Below are 17,238 nucleotides of genomic sequence, written 5' to 3'. Positions count from 1 at the left end.
AGAAAGATCAAAAAAGAAAAAGGCTGCCTTAGCAACCTCCCTTTGTAAGCTCAATTAGAATCTTATTTAAGCTTCTACTTTTTGCATCAATTATCTGTTGAATAATTTCTATGCTTTTAAGACCCTATGGACGAAGTGTTCTTCCTGTTCCTTGTTCGTGAACTTTTTTCTGGCTTTATTTGAAAACCATCATTAACAAGAGTGCTTGTATCATTTTCTTCGGCACCAATCTTATAATCCATCCTCATACGCACCCTTTATATACTAAGAAATAGTATTGGAGCGACCTTGATCTGTATGTATGCTTTTGTTCCATAACCTGTTATAAATCGAGGTTTTCTGAACATATACAAAATTATTGAAAATTAACAGTTTCTTGGTTTATCTTACTACCGTCATAACACCTATTTTGATAAGAGCAGCTTTTGCAAACCAGTAAAGAATTCGTTTTCAAATACTTTTTGGGTTCTTGTAAAAGATTCTTGATTATGTTGAGGTATTCCAATCCATTCGAAACATCATTCATGGTTGGAATATAAGTTTCTATTTTACCTTCCATAAGCGAGAATATCTCTATTCTTTCCGGTAATTGACCAAATGCCTTTTCACAAAATACCGAAATCATATTAGTAAATAATAAGTTCATTTCTTCGTGTGTATCAACTACATATTTTTTTATGATGTATGAGCTTCTTGACCATTCTGCTACTTCAAAAGTCAAGGAGAGTTCGGTCCCCAACTCCTCAATATTGATGTTAAACTTTTCATATAAAAATAAAGGGGGATATTGAATTTTCGTGGAAGTTAAAAATTGGAGTAAATGGTCAGTTATATTAGCAAGAGCCATATAATAATGACTCCTTGACTCGAACTGACGTACATCAATGGCACTCCAATGATCATCTATGAACTCCATAACTTTCTTAGTTGTCTGACATATTGGAGGCAGTTTGTAATAGCGACTTACAACTTGATTAACCACAGCTTGAACCATCTTCCTCCAATCCAATTGAGTTGTGATTTTTCCTTCTATATGTTGAAAGTAAAATTGATAAGGACATCTTATAAAATCTTGTAAATGGTAATCAGTTAAAGTAGCAATGGAAATCCGATGTTCCTTACCCATCATTCCCCTCACCTCTCTTTCCTCATAAAATAGCTAATTCTATATTGAAGAGACAAGACTTTTCTTTATAAAATCCCTCCCGAAATTTTGGCAGTTTTTGATATCCTCATCATCTGGATTTAATTCTACTTTTAACCCTTCTAGGACGATATCAGCACCCTGTTCCCTTAATTTTTCAGTCAAAATATCTACGGCCGCACCATATTGTGAGTAAGATGAATCGCAGGAACCAAACACCGCAGCTTTCTTTCCAGTTAGATCAATATGATCCATTTCCTCATAAAAGTCTAAAAAATCATCCGGTAATTCTCCGTCTCCCCACGTATATGCGCCTAATAAGATACCATCATACTCTCCAAGTATGGAGGCTTCAGGACCTTCCATTATATCTATCTTTTCGATATTCACATCACTGATTTCTGTGATTCCTTCTATAATGATATCCGCCATTTCTTCTGTATTTCCACTCATACTGGCAAAAATCATAACGATTTTAGACATGATAAGTTCCCCTTCCAACACTGATGATTATTAGTAAAAATTCAAACTACTTAGCAGCATTACCTTTAATTAAACTTTGGTGGTATCGATGTTTTTTGTTTTTTCCTATTTTAATTAACAAACTTACACGGGAATCATGTCCGCTCACACCACAAAAAGGGCATGAAATATAAAAGTCAATTGCATCTTTATTTAATATGTTCAAAAACTTGTCGTGTTTTCCTAAAAAGCATGTAAATCTCCAGTGTTAATTTTATTCTTTATTTTCTGTACGTTACTCAGTTCATCTGCAAATGAAAAAAACGACTGCCTATCATGTGCATCGAGTGCTTCGTTTATTTTAAAGCTTAAATGGTTAATTTTTAGATTCAAATCCAAAATGGAGCAAATGCTTCCCTTGGAATACAGTTCCTCAATATCTTCCACATGCATAAAAAACTGAAACTCGTTGTTGATATCTATTAAAAAGTGCCATCCTAAACAATCAACATACTTCCGCTCGTTTGTAATTGTCCAAACATCACCTTGAAGGAATTCAATCATATGTTGGTGCTTTTGCCCAGGACAGCAGCAGCTTACTTGATGCTGAAAATTGTTCTAATATTATAAAATTTTTATCCACAGATGTTCCTCCTCCACTAATCTTCAGTATTTATTGAATTTTATTTGTTATCGCTAACATAGTCAGTTGACTGTAAGGTTGACCTATTTTCATTTTTCTTCCTGAATTTTTATTGACAGGAATCAGGAACTTTTAAGAGTATTAAATGAAAATGATTATCAATATCAAATATTACTTTATATAATAATGATAATGATTATCAATGTCAATCAGTTTTTAGCCATATAAGTTATATAATCGATCCGTCAGTAAAAGCATCTTTCTGAAATATTCTATTAAGCTCGTAAATAATGTTCTCTAATAATCAGTTTATATTTTGGCTTAAAATCAATTTCTATTGTTTGTTGGGAATCGTCATACAGAACCGTTAAAAGTACACTTGAAAGTTCTCTTTTGTCTGCTGTAATCTCAAACTTGTTAACTCGTTTTAAATTCAAGATTGATAAAACTTTATTTGAATTCATTTGGGTTACTTGTATTTTTACTTCACCGTAAGATGGAGAAAGTGTAACAATAAAGTCTTCCTCCCCATTGGAAAATTGATATGTTGCTTTATTATAGTAAAATGGTAAATATTTCTAGGTTCACACTTAAACAACGAAAGAAAGTCGTTTGCTTCCGGGAATACATTCATTCACCATCAACACCTTTCAACACCCTATTTTATTATTTCCTGTTGAGCAAACCTGCCCCGTTAGTGCCATAAGAAAAGAGCTGCCTTAAAGACAGCTCAGATCTACAGCTAACACACCTGTTAGTTCATTAAGAAAAGCGATTCTGGAATATTCAAAAAAGAGGCTATCCTTTTTGGACAGCCCCCTTTCCGCTAATTATAAAATTTCTAGTAGAGCTCGATATCATTATATTGGTCACTTCAGAATGTTACCATCTATACTTCAGTGAAGGTATCTCCAAAATGAATTGGCTTTCAATCTTTGAAAACTATGAGAATACTGCAATTTTACGTGCGATAGATTCTGTTAAACGAGATGCTACTTTTGGAACAGCCCATTTAATAATTGGTGTTAACACCGCACCAGATAATCCGCCTGCATGGATTTCCACCGTACAAGTCATTATTGTTTTTCCATTAACATCTTCTGCAGTAAAGTGACCGCTTCCTGTAAAATTATCTGATAAACCTTTTAGTTCAAACTTAATATTTGAAGGTTCATTCCATTCGGTAATATCTACCTGCGCTTGTATTGTTTTTTTAATACCTTTCACACGACCTTCAAATGTCCAAATAGATTGCTTGTCATTTATGATTTCATGCTCTTTATAGGCTGGTACTGTCGTTGCCCATTTTTCGAGATCACTGACATAATCCCAAACTGCTTGTACATCTACTGGAACTACTACAGTATGCGTTCCCGTTGCCATTATGTTCCCCACCTTCACTATGTATGAATTGTAACTTTACATTTCTACAAATAATTATTACATAAAAAGCATAAACTTACATCACTAATTATACAAATATTTCCTTCTTCCAATCCTCCACAATCCGGCCCTTTAATGGAATAACAGGACTGACGTTTTTAAACGACTTTAATGTCACTTAACAGTATTCCTTATGGAACTATCCTGCCCCTTTAGTTGCATAAGAAAAAAGAGCTGCCAAAGCAACTCCCTTATTGAAGTAAAGCACCCGTTAGTTTAAGTCCAATATTTCACAAACTTCACTTACTACGTTAAGTATTAGTTTTGGAACTCTTCAATTCTATCCAACCACTCATTTAATAGATTGCTAAAAAGTTGTGGTTGTTCAATTTGTAAATTGTGGCCTGCTATATCCAACACAGCAAATGTTCCTCGCGGATACTTGTTTACTAAGTCAAGAGCATCTTTATATCCAACCGAAGAATCTTGTCTACCTAACAGGAATACACTGGGTTTAATAAAATCAGACTGGTCAATCTTAAAAGAAAACCCATATTTATTCTTAACCTTATTTAGAAACTTTTCATCTCCAATTTTACAACCACTTAGAATTTCTTTGTTGTACCTTACCCAAGTGTACTCATCAAGTACAATGTTGTTATTTCTAAAATCTTCTAATTCATCCTTTGATAAATTTCCAATAAATTTTTCATCCGTTTTCATTATTTTATGTTTCTCAACTGTTCTATTTTCTGGAAGAGGAATAATAAGAGGGCATATAAATGCTGCACCGAGTATTTGTTCTTGATGCTTTTCAATAATGCCCCTAGCTATATAGCCACCGTAAGATTCCCCAGCAATTACGTACTCTTGGTTAGGAATTACAGCTTGAATAAAATCTAAAACAGCATTCAACATTTCATCAGAACTGCATATTTCGTTATATTCTTTTGTTAATCCCATTCCAGGTAGGTCAATATAAATACGTCGCCACCCCTCCCTATTAGTAAATATAGGTTCCATACAACCACTCATTAATCGATGGTCCGGAGAATAACCGTGTATCATTAAAATTGGTATACCTTCCCCTAAATCTTATAATATATTTCAGCTTGGCGAACTTTGCAATATGCCATTTTAATCCTTCTTTCTATAAAATCATTTTAACTAACAGTACCTATTCTCTTTTTGTTTCTTCATTCCTTCTTCAACTAAACTGCCCCGATAGTTCCATAAGAAAAAGAGCTGCCAAAGCAACTCCTTTACTTGAGTAGGTTGATGTGGGATACACCAATCGAATCCTTCTTTTTTTAGATGCGAGTAACATTTTTTAAAATTGTTACGAATTTATATGTTACTCCATTTAAGTTTCCTACAAGGTAAGCGAACTGCTTATATTAATACGAGTCTTTTCCGTCTATGCTTGAATTAAAGCGTGACAATAATCGGACCATTTTTAGTAAGGATAATCGTATGTTCCATTTGGGCTACATAGCTTTTTTCTGTAGCATAGGTCCAACCGTCTTCTTTTTGGAATACATCTTCTTCAAAGGTTGAGATAAATGGTTCGAATGCGATAACCATCCCTTCCTTTAATATTTCATTATCCCATGGATCATAATAATTACAAATATGGTCAGGTGCTTCGTGTATTCTACGTCCCACACCATGTCCTGTAAGGTTTTTGATAACAGTGAATCCATGCTGTCTCGCTGTTTCGAATACTGCTTTTCCGATTCTACTTTTTTTAGAACCGGGTTTTGCTTTCTTAAGACCTGCTTCAAATGCCTTTTTAGCAACGTCACATATTTTCGTTAATACTTCTTCTCCTTCTCCTACTACAAAAGAGATTCCTGTATCTGCGAAATAACCGTTCTTTGAAGCAGATACATCTATATTTACTAGATCCCCTTCATGAATAATCCGATGACCCGGAATACCATGTGCCACTTCTTCATTAAGACTAATGCAAGTATAGCCAGGAAAATCATATTCACCTTTTGGAGCTGAAACTGCACCTGCTTTTTCTAAAAGTTCTCCGGCGATATCATCAAGTTCTTTGGTAGTTATGCCAGGAATTGTTCTTTGTACCAATTCATCTCTAATGGAGGCAATAATTCTGCCAATTTCCTTCAAACCATTAAAATCTTCTTCTGTTTTTGCAATCATTTTATTCCTACCCCATTATCTTTTATCATATAAACTATATAAGTATTAATTGTACCTTTATTTTCTCGAAAAATAAAAGTAATGTAAATAATTTGGTACAATACCCCTCAGCTGAATTTTTCTTAGATTAAGAAATAGACTACAAAAAGGATCTAGTACATATGACTATACTATTAATTGGATTTAACTTCCACTTTTCTTATAGAGCTAACCTGCCCCTTTAGCTCCATAAGAAAAAAGAGCTGCCAAAGCAACTCCCTAAAGAACTAACGCACCCTTTAATTCAACAAGAGTGTAGTATATTAGTATGTACTCATTATATGTAATCAATAACGAAATGAGGGGATATTAATTCCATGCTTTGTAAATCCCATTCAAAAGTAAGGATGGCTGATTGTTTTGATTTATGTGTTAAAAGGCGTACTCCATTTTTTATGATCATGCTTTCTGCATCCCAAAAACGGACAGTTTCGTCTTCTCCAGTACGATTACAGACAAATACGGGCAGTCCTGTTTCTAATGACCTTTGTTCCCATTCTCCCTCTGGACCGTGTAATCCGGGACCCCAGGAAGACGGTGCAATTAATATTTCTGCTCCTTTTTCAAATAAGTTGTAAGCAATATCTTTGGGATAGGCGTCTGCACAAATCATAATACCAACCTCAACATTGTCTGTTTTTATTGGCTCTATTACATCCCCTGATGCTGACCAATCATCAATAACACTTATTTTTCTCTGTTTGCCTAATAAATAACCTTGTTTATCTATGACAAACACAGAATTATACAACTCTCCGTTACTGCCTTTTTCAGGGCAACCCAAAAATACAGTGCTTTTCAAATTCTTTAGTTTACGGCTCAAATTACTCATCCAGACATCAGGTTGCCGGTTAATCCATCCAGTCCCAATCTTATGATTGAATTGAAGTCCGCTGACACATAGTTCGGGTGTTATAATCCATTCGGCATTATTATTTGATGCTATATGAATGGCTTGTTCAATTAGTTTTTGGTTATACTCCACATCACCAGCGATTGGCAATAGGTGTAATAAAGCTATTTTTATTTTTCCCATAATCTCCCAAACACCAACTTTGCTTGTAATAATTGTAGCATGACATTGAATTGCTTGTTCAACTACCCTGCCCCTTTAGTTCCTTAAGAAAAAAGATTGCCGCAGCAATCTCCCTTTTTGAAGTAAAAGCACCGTGTTAGTTTAACAAACTTAAAATACTTCATTTATTAATTGTTCTGTTGTAAGTATAGTTGCGAACTCGTCATTTAAGGTAGCTAAAGAAATATTATGTATAGTCTCGGCATCATAATAGTTATCATTTTGGTCTTTTATGCCAAATGCTGCTGTCGCATCTGAAATAAGGTATGTATTAAAACCTAAATTCTCACTCATTCTTGTGGTAGTAGACACACAGTGGGGCGTAGTCAAACCTGTTATTACTACTGTTGTGATATCATTTAATTTTAAAAACTCTTCTAATTTTGTACCGATAAAACTACTATTTACTTTCTTTGTTATAATTACTTCTTCTCCAAGAGGCTCAACCAATTCTTTTATAGCGAATCCTTCATTCTTTGGATGGAATACAGAACTAGGGTTATCGGACATGTGTTGAATATGTATTACTTGCCAGCACTTTTCCCTCCATAATGTTAGAATCTTTCTAATATTTTCTTCTGCACTTAGATTGTTTCGTTCTCCCCATTTTTTATCCTCAAAAGCTTTTTGTACATCAACTATAATTAAAGCATTTTTTCCTTTATCCATGATAATTCCCCCCTATTTTTTTCTTTAACAATTATTACATTTTATATTCAGACTCTAAATGTAAAAACTTTATTGTTATTGAGCTAACCTGCCCCTTTAGTTCCATAAGAAAAAGCTGCCTTAAAGACAGCTCCGATCTTAAGCTAATGCACCCGTTAGTAAGTCCAACAAGAAAAAAAGAGTTACCGAAGTAACTCACTTCAATTTTAATTTAACGCATCTTACGACCAATAGAAATTCTTTCGTTATTTTTTTAATTTTGGATTAATAAAATTATTCTATTTGCTCTTTGATTGAAATGATAATATAACTGTCTTTCACAACATTAAGGCAAAGGGAGTTTTGAATGACAATTTAAAGCTGAAGGCTTTACCTAATATGGTTTTCACAAGTGGACTTTTACCAATAACATCCAATAAGTATATTCACCTATAATTATACAAAAAAAATAATTTTTTTAACTAAATTGGATAAAATTGTTGATAAATGAAATATTTGTAATATAATGAAAAATGTAAATCCAAAAATAGGAAGAAGGTATTAATATTGGTAATGAAAAAAGGGAAAATTTTAGGGATATTAGGAACAGCTGCTTTAGCTTTTACTGTTTTTACATCACCCGCATCAGCTGCAACTTATGAACAACTTTCAGATTATCAGAAAGTTGAAATTAATCAACTGGAACAAAGTATGGATATAATGGCCAGTACTTCTAGTAGTAAATCTAAAAGATTCACAGTTAAGCGCGGTGGAGCCTTGGCATGGTCTAAAAATATTGTAGAATGGAATTATACTGGATCAAAAGTTAGTTCCAGTTCTGCGTGGCAATCTAGTGGTTGGGTCTTCCCGAATAAAGTTTCATTAAAAGGTATAAAACGTACAGAAAAAATGTCTTCTTATCATAAGTACCGTGGGACAACAACTTTATCACATGGAATACCTACTCCGTGGGGAGATATTGACTTTTATAGCCGAACATATGTCGATATCATGAAAGTTAATAAAAACGGTACTGGTAGTAGATCTTAAAAGTATTTTAAAACCAGTATTAGAATTTTTTAAATCTAATACTGGTTTAATATTTTCTAGAAAAAGGTGAAAATAAATGATTAGTATATCTAATTTGGTAAAATCTTATAAAAAAAAAATCATTTTAGGAGATTTAAATTTTAAAATACCCGAAAATAAAATTTCATTCCTTATGGGTGAAAATGGTGTTGGAAAAACAACATTAATAAAATGTTTACTAAATTTAGAGAATTACCAAGGTGAAATTTTATTCGATGGAAATCAATTTAGTAGTGCAAAAAATGATATTTACGTTGTATATGATGACACACCATTTTATTTACACTTATCCGGATATAAAAATATTACATTACTATTAAATAAAAAAGTTACACTTGATCGAGTTAAAGAAGTAGCTTCACATTACTTAAATGATGATATCTTAAAATCAAAAGTTAAGGGATACTCATACGGTCAACGAAAAAAACTTAGTTTAATAATTGCAACACTTTCAGAACCAAAATATTTATTTTTGGATGAAGTATCAAATGGGTTAGATTTTGAAACTATGGAATTTTTAAAAGAAAAATTGCAAGAGTGGTCAAAAAACATGACTATCCTAACAGTAGGACATCAATTTGATTTTTATTCTACAATTATTGATGAGTTATTTCTCTTAAAAGATAGTTCAATAACTCACATTACAGATTATAGTAAAGAAAGTGGTGAGTTAAGTGAAATATATAAAAGAATTGTCAAATAACACTTTAAAGGAATTAAAATTTCAGCACTACTCAAAAATATTAATAATTTTATTTATATCCATTTCGTTATTCTCTATATGGAACTTGTACTCTCAAAAATTAACTGCAGAATACAATTATGAGTTATATTTACATAGTGTAGATAAGTATGCAAATACTGATGAATCCTTAAAAGAGGCTTTAAATTCTCCAATAGATGTTCAAAGTTTGGAAGGAGAAGATAGTACTAATGGGGAAATTGTAAGTAATATCGTAAGATACGACTATGAAAATGTTGCCTCATCAGTGAATAATTTAAAAATGGAGCGAATTGGGAGTATAACATTAGAATGGTTAACTTTTGTATTTTTCCCCTTTTTCTTCGCAATATTTGGTATATATATAGGTACATATGATTTGAAATATAAGACAATTAAAATTAAAGCTGTACAACAAAATTTCTTTTTGCTTTTATTTAGTAAACAACTTTCAATGTATCTTTCAGCTATAATAATATTAAGTTCTAGTCTATTGGTTTCGTATGTAACAGGAAGTATTTTCCTAAAGATGCTTTCCGATAGAATTCCTATTAATGAATTCCAATTAAATATTCAAACTCCTGATGATAATATGTTTCTACAATTTTTATTGAGCCTAAGCGTTGCTATAATTTATTCTACTTTGGGATTTTATCTAGGACTTCTTTTTAAAGGTATTATTGCTCCAACTATTTTATTAATATCATATAATTTTATTTTACCGGTATTCGGTGAATATGACCTAAGAAATTTAATTGCTGTGTTAGCACATAAAATTTTTAGTTTCACAGGGAATTTTAAATTATTTGAACCGAAAGATGTTTCAACTACTTTAGTTTTCTCTTTATTATTTTTTATTGGAACTATTTTCACAATCTTCATATATAAGATATCAGAGAAACGAAGTAAATATGTTATCTAGTATAATGTTTATGCCCTATTTGATTTCGGTTCCAATATGAGTTGTTTTAATATCAAGGTACTTAAATATTGTGTTTTACGTCAAAAATTAAACAACTCTCCGTCCTAAAAACAGAACGGGGCTATACTAATTTAAGACCTTAGAATTAAATATATTACAACATCAATAATTTGATTCAAGCCTATCTAAACCTAAAGATAGAAATGAGAAAGGATTAGTTCCTTTTACATACAGCTACAGTTATCCAGAAAGGGTGTTGAAACCTTTTACTGAATATCATGATTAATAAGAGGAGGTAGACCGAAAGGATCTGCACATAACCCTGTCAAGTAGACAATAAAAAAAGAGTATTTCAAGCTGCGGCCTTTTCTCGGTATTCAATTGGGGAAAGGCCGGTAAATTTTTCTTGGAAGCGATCGGTATTGTAGAAGTCTATATACTCCTGAATAGCTATATAAGGCGTAGCGTCAGGAAAATGCGGATTTACAACGCTAAGGAAAATTCTCCCCATAGTCAATTTCCAATCTTGAACTGCACCTCCAATTGTTAGTTGTGTCTAACAATTGGGGTGCAGTCGTAAGTAAAATTTATATATATTTTGTTTTTTTCTATCCTTTACATATCCTAAAAACCTAATTGTTCTTGGAAAAATGCGTGTTAGAGGGAACGGAAATTTATTAATTATAATAAAATCATTTGAAAGTTCGTTAAAGAGTTCCCAATCAGGAATAACGGCATAGATATAACAGTCTTGCTTATAAATGCCATTGATTATACCAACAAACTCCTGTTCATCTATTTCTTCGTCAAGCAATATTTCCCTTACCTTCGGAACACTTTTCAATCAAATCACCCCTTTGTCTAGATTATACAATTTGATTTGGGTGTTTTCTTTCTTCAACTAAACTGTCCCGATAGTTGCATAAGAAAAGAGCTGCCTTAAAGACAGCTCAGATCTACAGCTAACACACCTGTTAGTTCATTAAGAAAAGCGATTCTGGAATATTGAAAAAAAGAGGCTATCCTTTTTGGACAGCCCCCTTTCCGCTAATTATAAAATTTCTAGTAGAGCTCGATATCATTATATTGGTCACTTCAGAATGTTACCATCTATACTTCAGTGAAGGTATCTCCAAAATGAATTGGCTTTCAATCTTTGAAAACTATGAGAATACTGCAATTTTACGTGCGATAGATTCTGTTAAACGAGATGCTACTTTTGGAACAGCCCATTTAATAATTGGTGTTAACACCGCACCAGATAATCCGCCTGCATGGATTTCCACCGTACAAGTCATTATTGTTTTTCCATTAACATCTTCTGCAGTAAAGTGACCGCTTCCTGTAAAATTATCTGATAAACCTTTTAGTTCAAACTTAATATTTGAAGGTTCATTCCATTCGGTAATATCTACCTGCGCTTGTATTGTTTTTTTAATACCTTTCACACGACCTTCAAATGTCCAAATAGATTGCTTGTCATTTATGATTTCATGCTCTTTATAGGCTGGTACTGTCGTTGCCCATTTTTCGAGATCACTGACATAATCCCAAACTGCTTGTACATCTACTGGAACTACTACAGTATGCGTTCCCGTTGCCATTATGTTCCCCACCTTCACTATGTATGAATTGTAACTTTACATTTCTACAAAATAATTATTACATAAAAAGCATAAACTTACATCACTAATTATACATAGATTTCCTTTTTTCAATCCCCCAATTATTTGCAGAATCAAAATTTCCCAATCCTCCACAATCCGGCCCTTTAATGGAATAACAGGACTGACGTTTTTAAACGACTTTAATGTCACTTAACAGTATTCCTTATGGAATTATCCTGCCCCTTTAGTTGCATAAAGAAAAAACCGCCCTAAGGCAGCTCCGATTTCACTAACGTTAAATTGAATAAAAGCTTAAAATTCCAATTATCATAGCCATTATAAGAATTGATACTAAACCAATAAGTATTTTCATCCAAGTTTTCATATAATCACCTACTTGTTGAGTTTTGTGACATAAAAAAAGACGGTTTTACCGTCTAATAATTTGCACCTAGTTTTCTTAGCAAAAACAAACCTAATATTACGAAAAGAGAACATAGAATTAATCCTGGAATATTTATACTACTTAACAAATTCACATCGTTCTATTATATCATTAACTAAATTTTAGTTATTTTTATAAAAATAGTAAATAGTCACGGTTCGAATTAGCCACGCTTGTTGAACTAACCTGCCCCTTTAGTTCCAAAAGAATGATTATTTTAACAAAAGTTTATGTGACAAGTCGTTCAGAATAGTCCCGGATGAGGAAAAAGAGGTTTAGTTTTTTTTCACTGTATTGGAAACCCCTTCAATGATTGTCTTTAAAAATTCTTGTTTCCACTTCCAATTTTAAATTTTATTAATAAGCTCTCTATATTGTAAATCTCCATAGCCTACTGTTGGGAACAGAGCAAATAACCTATTAATTAATTCTGATGTTGGTAAATCTTTATTTTTGGAAATATACTTTACTACTGCATTATCTTCTTTTAGCATATCTAAATATATGTCTATTGCCTGATACATGACTGGAAGTAGTTCATTTGTTGGTTTATTATGATTGACCAATACTTCCTTGTATACAGAATAATAATTACCTAATTTAAGTTCAGTTTGATTAATTTTAAATTCATCCTCTCTGAAGCAATTTAAGAACACTTTGCCTTCATATCCGGACTGTTCAAGATAGGAAAGTATGGTAAGTAGGTTCATTTGACAAAACATGTCTTCACCAAACCATAAAACGATACATTTATACTCTTTATTAAAAAGATTGTCTAATGGAACAATGACCTTTTTGATATAATTCTCTACTGACTCATGATGTCCAGAAGCTCGTGTGTTTATAAATTCTTCATTAAAAACTTGTTTAGTAGTCGCGTTTACACACATCGCTTCATTAAATGGAGCGTAATCAGAATCTCCCATTAGTCTGTTATCTTTAAACTCCTCATACATAACTTGACCATTCAAAATGTTGAGTACGTCTTTATAAAACAATTCACTCTTCTCATTTTGTAACTGTTCAACCTCAATTTTTCTAGAAACATTCATTCTACACCATTCCCCGTTCTTATTAATATTGAGTTTAATAATTGACTAGACAGGCAACCTGTTAAGTTGATATTCTCTAGGATTGATACCAAAAACAGTTTTAAAGGCTCTGCTATATGCTTCTTGCGAAGAATAATCGTAATCAAAGGCGACGTCAATTATCTTCCTGTTATTTGCTAAATCTTCCGTGGATAAATACAATCTTCTAAGAAGAACATAGCGCCTAATACTTATACCAGTTACTTGGTGAAATTTAAACGAACAATAATAAGGGGAATATTCCATATAATTAGATAGTTCATCTAATGAAAATTGATTTTTTAAATTGGCTTCAATCCAATCAATCATAAACTGTATCTGTTCATTCATTTATCTCACTCCTTAATAAAATTATAAGAGATATCAATTTTTTTATTTGATATTTCTTGTGATACATAAAATTAAACCTACAAAAAATCTCGAAATACTGTTTAAAATTATCTAACTTTATATTGAAGCTACAATATAAGCCGACACTATTAAAATATAGTGTCGGCTTTTCATTCACATAATCTACCTTAGAGATTGGAAAACGATCACATGATTGGCTTAAGGTTATTAATTATCAATATACCGATGCATTAATAACCGGAGAAAGCCAGCCGGCATAAAGGAGTTTGTCACTCCTGCAGCCAGGAAACAATTCTATAGCTAGTATCCGGATTTAATTGTTGTGAAATTCATTTATAGATCCGAAGATTAGGTGCAAGGGAAGGCTCAGAAATTATACAACGGAGGGGCTATTGCGTATTCCGTCCATATTGTTGGATTGAAAATGAAATTTATCAGAAATATTATAGTAGATGATTTTATAAAAAAGTAACCGTTCGTAAAAGTGTACTTTTAGGAACGGTAAATCTGTTCTTTTGATTTCTGATTTGAAGCAGCGGGAACTTTTCGTGTCTTATAATTTATCATATCTGAAGAGTAAACCATGATACTTACCATTCCTCCTTGGGTTGTAGCTCGGATTAGAATAGGTTGATTGTACATGTTTTTAAAACTAAAATCAGGACCATACCAGCTTACTGTAGCATCGCGGCCAGATGGAACATACGGAACGCTCCTAGTATGGGAATAGCGTTGAATAGTTTGCAACCCTGCATTGTCGATAGCATTAAACAGGGTGGATGACACCTGACATATCCCCCCACCAATCCCTTCGGAAAACTCTCCTTTAACGATAACTCGAGCGAGCATATATCCTTTATTTACTGATCTTCTGCCAACGGCTTGATTAAAAGAAAACACCTCTCCAGGAAACACGACATAATTATTAATGGCTTCTGTAGCAAGCGAGATATTATTTGTACGATTTTTGTTGTTCACATTAAAATAAGTTCTATATTCACCTATCTTTTTTTCACGAATCTCCGCAAGTAATTCGTTGTCAACTTTTGGATGAATAGCAAGTAAAGGTACTTCTAGTTTGTATGCTTTACTACTGTACAAAAAGGAATAAAATTGCTCTTTAAATGCTTGATGGTATAGCTTGTAACCTACCCGCCCAGGAAGAATATTACCTTGCTTGTCTATTGTGGCATTTACAGGTTTTTGGTACACTTGTCGATCTATTTTCTCGACAAATTGATTGTATTTATCCACGTCCATGATAGGAACATCTAGTAAGGGCAAAGTAATATCAGCATGGTTGACACTGGCAATCGTTTGTCCTTGGTGGGTTACCGATATGCTTTCAGAAATATTCACTGGTTGAACGAATAGTAAAAGTCCGGCAATCCATGATAATCGCATAAAATGCACCCCCACAATGGATTGGAATTTATTTTTCCGAATCTTACAAATCTCATTTTAAGGCTTCATAGATCGCATCTTGATCAATGAACCAACGATCAGTCAAACTCTCCCTTCGGATCATAAAATGGATGATTTTGCTTTCACTCCCTTTTCTCTCTTTATAAATCTTCACTTGAACCGGTAGATCCACGAATATTAACCCGTTTGCGTCTTCAAGTGGTTGTCTTGAAAAATCTTTAACCCCAAAGTATGTAATATTTTCAGCAAGTTTAATGAAACGTTTGGAATGATCCGGATTTGATAAGGTCATTGATAATAATTTTCGATCTCCTTGATTTATGGAAATGGTAAAAATATGGATAAGTTCATAGGGACTTACCGTGCCTAAATAATCATCAAGCTTACCGGCCGCTTTCAATATCATCAATTTATGAGCGGAATCTTCGTTTTTTAAACGATGTGTTAAACTTCCATAGAAATGAATACAGAAGTGACCTGAAAAACCATTTTGAAGGGAGCCTGCGCCATGAGGCATTCCATTCATAGAGGCAGCGATCATTTGATTATTAATTAATACAATAATTGCTCTTCTTTTCCAACTCCATTGATTATGATAAATTTCCTTCATAATCTGAGTATCATCCTTGGTTAGTGGCTGAGCATCTGCATGATGACTACCTGCTCTTCGTTGAACCTTAAATGATAATCCGGTTTCAATGTCTATGATGGTGAAATTTGTTCTATTAGGAATAGTGTCGTTTACTATCTCCCAAGGTAATACCTCAATTTTAAAGTTTATAGGTACTTCTTCATCTTCCCAATCAATTGCATAGACCGAATGATTCACCATTAAGACGAATATAAAAATAAAAATAGCGATAAATTCTTTATAACATTTTTTTCTGTTCATATAGCGTTTCTCCTGCGTTTTTCTTATTATTTCAGGACATGATCATTTGAATACCTTTGAATATTTGGAAATTTTTCAAATAAAACTTTGAAATGTTAATTTATGTTGTAAAGGTTTGGGGGAATCAGCTATAAAAGCTTAAAATGGCTAAAACCCCTGATCTTTCTGATAAGGGAGCCAAAAGTTAAATGGTCATATTTCATTACTCGTAATCATAAGGAACAAGGAGAACATTTATTAGGGGGTGGTCTTTATGAGAACAAGTTATAGAAGATGGACAGAATTTCCTTACCCAGGGGAAAGTAACCCACCTAAAGGTTCTCCAGAGGCAGGAAATTGGCCAATGTTTTTTATTTCAAGGGGAAGAGATAATGATTTCCTGGACCCCTTTCATCAACGAATCATTTGGCGAATTAAAAATCCTCTAGATATAGATTGGGAAACAGAGTTATTCATTGTAGAAGAGACATTAAAGTCATTGACTTCCCAGCAAATACGCATCGCACAATATTGGGGAACAGGTGAATTAACCGCGAAAATTACCACTCTAATTTTCAATTTAGCTGAAAAGTATATGCTGGGATCACCGAGTGTTGCAAGGGTTCAGAGTTATTTCCACGCTGCTATGAATGATACCTTTGTTATCACGTGGTTTTTTAAATATCAATGGGATGTTGCACGTCCAAATCAATATGGCAGAAATCTGTCTACTGTGTTGTTTACCCCTCGTTTTCCAGCTTACCCATCTGCACACGCAACTGTGGCGGGATGTGCAGAGACAGTATTAAGTTATATCTTCCCTCAAGAGTCTTCCGAAATAAAAAAACTAATGGAAGAAAGTGCTCAATCTCGTTTGTACGCTGGCGTACATTTTAACGTGGATAACAATGAAGGCTTAAGGTTAGGCAGACAAATTGGAGAGGTAGTTGTAAGCTTTTTAAGGGCACAAAATCTAAATACGCTTCAATAATATTTTTGGTTCAGGTTGCGCTAACCTGAACCTTTAGTTAAATAAAGAAAGAGCTGCATTAAATTGGTCGAATGACTGTTAACGGTGAAGTCACTCATTTTTGTATGATAAGCAAATCGCAGCAAAAAAAGCCGTTTCCTGTACGTTAGGAAATGACTTTTT

16 protein-coding genes and 4 pseudogenes are annotated in these 17,238 nt (G+C 33.2%); 5 read left to right on the top strand and 15 right to left on the bottom strand.

Annotated features, from left to right (window positions below; translation table 11 throughout):
* Nucleotides 1–116: 116 nt before the first annotated feature.
* The 9 genes and pseudogenes from OSJ91_RS04315 to OSJ91_RS04275 all read right to left on the bottom strand — a co-directional run bounded on the left by OSJ91_RS04315 (nucleotide 117) and on the right by OSJ91_RS04275 (nucleotide 7,584).
* Complete coding sequence (locus OSJ91_RS04315) at nucleotides 117–242, bottom strand: hypothetical protein (protein ID WP_350301358.1); 126 nt, start codon at nucleotides 240–242, stop codon at nucleotides 117–119.
* A gap of 113 nt (nucleotides 243–355) precedes the next feature.
* Nucleotides 356–1,129, bottom strand: a complete 774-nt coding sequence (locus tag OSJ91_RS04310) for a hypothetical protein (RefSeq protein ID WP_350301357.1) — start codon at nucleotides 1,127–1,129, stop codon at nucleotides 356–358.
* A 36-nt stretch (nucleotides 1,130–1,165) separates the two neighbouring features.
* Nucleotides 1,166–1,627 carry a flavodoxin gene (locus tag OSJ91_RS04305; protein ID WP_350301356.1) on the bottom strand — a complete coding sequence of 154 codons (462 nt, stop codon included), beginning with the start codon at nucleotides 1,625–1,627 and terminating at the stop codon, nucleotides 1,166–1,168.
* 222 nt (nucleotides 1,628–1,849) lie between these two features.
* A complete protein-coding gene (locus tag OSJ91_RS04300) occupies nucleotides 1,850–2,059 on the bottom strand; it encodes an IDEAL domain-containing protein (protein ID WP_485891844.1) in 210 nt (69 codons plus the stop codon).
* Nucleotides 2,060–3,191: 1,132 nt separating this feature from the next.
* Nucleotides 3,192–3,632, bottom strand: a complete 441-nt coding sequence (locus tag OSJ91_RS04295) for an SRPBCC family protein (RefSeq protein ID WP_350301346.1) — start codon at nucleotides 3,630–3,632, stop codon at nucleotides 3,192–3,194.
* A gap of 318 nt (nucleotides 3,633–3,950) precedes the next feature.
* A pseudogene (locus tag OSJ91_RS04290) lies at nucleotides 3,951–4,768 on the bottom strand (alpha/beta fold hydrolase).
* 292 nt (nucleotides 4,769–5,060) lie between these two features.
* Nucleotides 5,061–5,801, bottom strand: a complete 741-nt coding sequence (gene map, locus OSJ91_RS04285) for a type I methionyl aminopeptidase (RefSeq protein ID WP_485891074.1) — start codon at nucleotides 5,799–5,801, stop codon at nucleotides 5,061–5,063.
* A 316-nt stretch (nucleotides 5,802–6,117) separates the two neighbouring features.
* Nucleotides 6,118–6,876: a carbon-nitrogen hydrolase family protein gene (locus tag OSJ91_RS04280; protein WP_485891073.1), complete on the bottom strand. Its 759-nt coding sequence runs from the start codon at nucleotides 6,874–6,876 to the stop codon at nucleotides 6,118–6,120.
* A gap of 150 nt (nucleotides 6,877–7,026) precedes the next feature.
* Entirely contained in the window at nucleotides 7,027–7,584 is a 558-nt protein-coding gene (locus OSJ91_RS04275; RefSeq protein WP_350301351.1) for a cysteine hydrolase family protein, read from the bottom strand.
* Between the two features lie 546 nt (nucleotides 7,585–8,130).
* On the opposite strand from OSJ91_RS04275, the gene OSJ91_RS04270 reads away from it, so the two are divergent.
* From OSJ91_RS04270 to OSJ91_RS04260, 3 genes are all read left to right on the top strand, one after another.
* Nucleotides 8,131–8,613: a hypothetical protein gene (locus tag OSJ91_RS04270; protein WP_485891072.1), complete on the top strand. Its 483-nt coding sequence runs from the start codon at nucleotides 8,131–8,133 to the stop codon at nucleotides 8,611–8,613.
* A 76-nt stretch (nucleotides 8,614–8,689) separates the two neighbouring features.
* Complete coding sequence (locus OSJ91_RS04265) at nucleotides 8,690–9,355, top strand: ATP-binding cassette domain-containing protein (RefSeq protein ID WP_350301349.1); 666 nt, start codon at nucleotides 8,690–8,692, stop codon at nucleotides 9,353–9,355.
* A complete protein-coding gene (locus OSJ91_RS04260; RefSeq protein WP_350301348.1) occupies nucleotides 9,327–10,295 on the top strand; it encodes a hypothetical protein in 969 nt (322 codons plus the stop codon). The genes OSJ91_RS04265 and OSJ91_RS04260 overlap by 29 nt, the downstream gene beginning before the upstream one ends.
* Before the next feature lie 352 nt (nucleotides 10,296–10,647).
* On the opposite strand, the pseudogene OSJ91_RS04255 reads toward OSJ91_RS04260, so the two are convergent.
* From OSJ91_RS04255 to OSJ91_RS04240, 4 genes and pseudogenes are all read right to left on the bottom strand, one after another.
* Nucleotides 10,648–10,752 (bottom strand): annotated as a pseudogene (locus OSJ91_RS04255) (IS3 family transposase); the annotation flags it as partial.
* Nucleotides 10,753–10,851: 99 nt separating this feature from the next.
* On the bottom strand, nucleotides 10,852–11,139 hold the full coding sequence (locus OSJ91_RS04250; protein ID WP_350301347.1) for a hypothetical protein: 288 nt from the start codon (nucleotides 11,137–11,139) through the stop codon (nucleotides 10,852–10,854).
* A 319-nt stretch (nucleotides 11,140–11,458) separates the two neighbouring features.
* Complete coding sequence (locus OSJ91_RS04245) at nucleotides 11,459–11,899, bottom strand: SRPBCC family protein (protein WP_350301346.1); 441 nt, start codon at nucleotides 11,897–11,899, stop codon at nucleotides 11,459–11,461.
* A gap of 795 nt (nucleotides 11,900–12,694) precedes the next feature.
* Nucleotides 12,695–13,768: pseudogene (locus OSJ91_RS04240) on the bottom strand (helix-turn-helix domain-containing protein).
* A 182-nt stretch (nucleotides 13,769–13,950) separates the two neighbouring features.
* Here OSJ91_RS04240 and OSJ91_RS04235 point away from each other — a divergent pair.
* A pseudogene (locus OSJ91_RS04235) lies at nucleotides 13,951–14,031 on the top strand (ATP-dependent DNA ligase); the annotation flags it as partial.
* A 250-nt stretch (nucleotides 14,032–14,281) separates the two neighbouring features.
* On the opposite strand, the gene OSJ91_RS04230 reads toward OSJ91_RS04235, so the two are convergent.
* Nucleotides 14,282–15,193 carry a VanW family protein gene (locus tag OSJ91_RS04230; protein WP_350301345.1) on the bottom strand — a complete coding sequence of 304 codons (912 nt, stop codon included), beginning with the start codon at nucleotides 15,191–15,193 and terminating at the stop codon, nucleotides 14,282–14,284.
* Between the two features lie 52 nt (nucleotides 15,194–15,245).
* Nucleotides 15,246–16,106 carry a hypothetical protein gene (locus OSJ91_RS04225; protein ID WP_485891071.1) on the bottom strand — a complete coding sequence of 287 codons (861 nt, stop codon included), beginning with the start codon at nucleotides 16,104–16,106 and terminating at the stop codon, nucleotides 15,246–15,248.
* A 253-nt stretch (nucleotides 16,107–16,359) separates the two neighbouring features.
* On the opposite strand from OSJ91_RS04225, the gene OSJ91_RS04220 reads away from it, so the two are divergent.
* Complete coding sequence (locus tag OSJ91_RS04220; RefSeq protein WP_350301343.1) at nucleotides 16,360–17,076, top strand: vanadium-dependent haloperoxidase; 717 nt, start codon at nucleotides 16,360–16,362, stop codon at nucleotides 17,074–17,076.
* The last annotated feature ends 162 nt before the right edge of the window (nucleotides 17,077–17,238 follow it).

The organism is Bacillus sp. T-10(2022), from assembly GCF_056502895.1.
Note: the sequence above shows the minus strand (reverse complement) of the source record. Positions and strands in the feature narration are given on the sequence as shown.